Origin of the sequence: Salimicrobium salexigens (assembly GCF_900156705.1) — a bacterium.
Taxonomy (GTDB): Bacteria; Bacillota; Bacilli; order Bacillales; family Halobacillaceae; genus Salimicrobium; species Salimicrobium album.
The window spans coordinates 1-1,216 of sequence record NZ_FTOK01000031.1 but is presented as its reverse complement, the minus strand read 5'-3'; the positions used below and the strand labels follow the sequence as shown (position 1 = coordinate 1,216).

Annotated in this window: 1 protein-coding gene; it reads left to right on the top strand. The window is 51.0% G+C overall.

Annotated features, from left to right (window positions below; translation table 11 throughout):
- Nucleotides 1-120: 120 nt before the first annotated feature.
- On the top strand, nucleotides 121-1,167 hold the full coding sequence (locus BW931_RS13225; protein WP_076572943.1) for an IS30 family transposase: 1,047 nt from the start codon (nucleotides 121-123) through the stop codon (nucleotides 1,165-1,167).
- Nucleotides 1,168-1,216 lie beyond the last annotated feature (49 nt).

Sequence of the window (1,216 nt, the reverse complement as noted above, 5' to 3'; positions counted from 1 at the left end):
TTGCTTAATTGTAAAATGAAATGCAACAACGATCTATCCCCATTTTGGGTATAGAAAAAGCCATGGTACATCCGTTATGATTGAGTCGACCAAAACCACACATAACGGGAGGATGTACCAATGGCTGATTCTAATTCTAACACACGCACACCCATCTTTTCACACCTGACTCTCGACCAACGAGGGCAGATCAAAGCGCTCCGGGAGGAAGGGCGTACCATGCAGTACATTGCCGGAGCCATCGGGGTGCATAAATCCACCGTCTCCCGCGAGTTGAAACGAGGTGCCGTCACGCAGCGGAACACCGATTGGACCGAATACGAGGTGTACTTCCCGGATGCCGGGCAGCGTATCTACGATACGAACCGTTCCCATTGCGGGGCAACCTACAAATTTATGTCGATCCAGCCGTTTCTGGCATTCGCCACCGCATGCATCAAAGATCGGCACTGGTCCCCGGACGTCGCTGTGGGTGTCGCGAAGAAGAAGGGCTGGTTCGATAAAGCCCTCATATGCACAAGAACCCTATACCACTACATTGATATAGGTCTGCTTTCTGTACGGAACATCGATCTTCCTCTGAAAGTAAAGCGATCGACGAAGACGAAACGTCATCGTCAGCACCGGAAAGTCCTGGGAAAAAGCATCGAAGAACGCCCGTCCGTGGTGGACGATCGTACAGAATTCGGTCACTGGGAAATCGATACCGTGCTCGGCAAACGGGCGAAAGAGGCGGCCCTGTTGACCCTCACTGAACGTCAGACCCGCCGGGAAATCATTTATAAAATCGGAGGGAAAGACGCTCCGGAAGTCCGACAGGCCCTCACCTCGATTCAGGAAACGTTCGGAGAAACCTTCTCCACCATCTTCAAAACCATCACATCGGATAATGGTTCGGAATTCGCCGACCTCTCAAACTCGCTGAAAAATTCAGAGACGGAGGTCTATTACACCCATCCCTATACCTCCAGTGAGCGAGGAACCAACGAACGACACAATGGACTCATCCGCCGTTTCATCCCGAAGGGACAGTCCATGGAAGATATCCCCCGGGAGGTGATCCAACACGTGGAAACCTGGTGTAACACCCTTCCCCGGAAAATCCTGGGCTATCAGACGCCGGAGGAACGCTTCCAGGAAGAAGTACAGAAACAAGCTTTATCATAATCTATGTGTACCCTAGGAAGTTTTGTTGCATTTACTATTGCAATTCAAG

Excerpts from the sequence above, each read along its gene's own strand:
- BW931_RS13225 (WP_076572943.1), top strand. The coding sequence starts at position 121 with ATGGCTGATTCTAATTCTAACACACGCACACCCATCTTTTCACACCTG.